Raw genomic sequence first — 1,277 nt, 5'->3', positions numbered from 1 at the left:
GTTCGGCTTATTCTCATACAAAAAAGATTGAACCTGATTGGTAGCAGACGATGGAAGACTCTTCTGTATCTGATGACCTGATGCTGATATCCCCGCTTTTCTTTTTTCTACCAGTATCCACTTATACCAGCCTCTGGGGTGCTCCAGAGGGTACAGCTATATTCAAGTTTCTGGAGAAGGAAACCGGCATAGAAACAGGTATTAGTGAGAAAACCCTGAGAAAATATTTCCTTGGATCGCCAAAGAAAGCACCCACCAACTCTGTGAAGGCCAAGCTTGAACGTTGGTTACACAATCTTGGCAACTCCGGCCTTATGAAAGAGTGGATATATCCGAGAATACCTTCTTTCTGGTACTTGCTTTCTGACTCATGATAAGCCTTCAGAAACAGATCCAGCCTTTCTTCACTTAGAGCAATGGATGAATTGGAAAGCTCGATATTGAAAGCTGTGATCTTTTGGGCTGGTCCTTCTTCCTTGTCTGAGTTTAAAGGTAACCTTGACTTCTTTGCTGCGCCTTTCACCTGAGCCAGGGCATCTTCAGCTTCTTTCAGAGACTGCGTCGAAATAATGATGTCGTCAACATAAACACTGACCGTCGTTTTTTTGCCTTGCTCAACTCATGGAGTACTGTGCCCAATTTGCTGTAACGCAGGCAGATTGATGCAAGTATTGGGGACTGTACAAAGCCATAAGGCAGAATGTAGGCTGAACCATCTGTATTGGGTGCCGGTACAGTTGAGGCAATGGCTATCTCTCTGGCACGCTCATAACCTATGCGTGGCTTCAATGAGCGGGTAATACGGCTTCTGTTAATGGATGAGAAAAACTGACGAATATCAAGATGAACAAAGAACTGGCCAGAGGTATGAGACCTCATAGCTTCAACATGGCCACCCTGTCGGAGATGATAATAATAATCGGGAGCGGACCAACACCCCTCTACAAACCTTTTTATGACTCTGCCACCCCATCATCATCGTTGTCACGGCCTTTATCCCCACGACCGGCGAAAGTACTCAGTGCTTTACGCAAACTCTTCAGAATGCCGCAATAATCCACAATCAGGCCGTTGCTCTTGCCCTCTGCAACCCGATTAGCACGGGCAATTGCCTGCATCAAAGTATGAGCCTTCAGTGGCTTGTCGAGGTAGAGCGTTGAAAGCGTTGGCACATCAAAACCGGTGAGCCACATAGCGCAAACGATGGCGACCCGAAAAGGGTGATCCTTCTTCTTGAAAGCATCTTCCATACCGAGGCGTTTGCCATTGTCCAGAGC

At 46.7% G+C, this 1,277-nt stretch carries 3 protein-coding genes; 1 reads left to right on the top strand and 2 read right to left on the bottom strand.

The features are described from left to right. Positions 1–50 precede the first annotated feature (50 nt). Entirely contained in the window at positions 51–374 is a 324-nt protein-coding gene (locus KDK19_RS20910) for a hypothetical protein (RefSeq protein WP_257292863.1), read from the top strand. A gap of 175 nt (positions 375–549) precedes the next feature. Here the strand turns inward: KDK19_RS20910 and KDK19_RS20905 are convergent, their stop codons facing one another. Continuing rightward, entirely contained in the window at positions 550–879 is a 330-nt protein-coding gene (locus KDK19_RS20905; RefSeq protein ID WP_257292862.1) for a hypothetical protein, read from the bottom strand. Positions 880–953: 74 nt separating this feature from the next. Beyond that, positions 954–1,277: hypothetical protein (locus KDK19_RS20900; RefSeq protein ID WP_257292861.1), on the bottom strand; the 324-nt coding region annotated here is incomplete at its 5' end.

The sequence above is a fragment of the Endozoicomonas sp. ONNA1 genome, assembly GCF_024606325.1.
Lineage (GTDB): Bacteria > Pseudomonadota > Gammaproteobacteria > Pseudomonadales > Endozoicomonadaceae > Endozoicomonas_A.
Note: the sequence above shows the minus strand (reverse complement) of the source record. Positions and strands in the feature narration are given on the sequence as shown.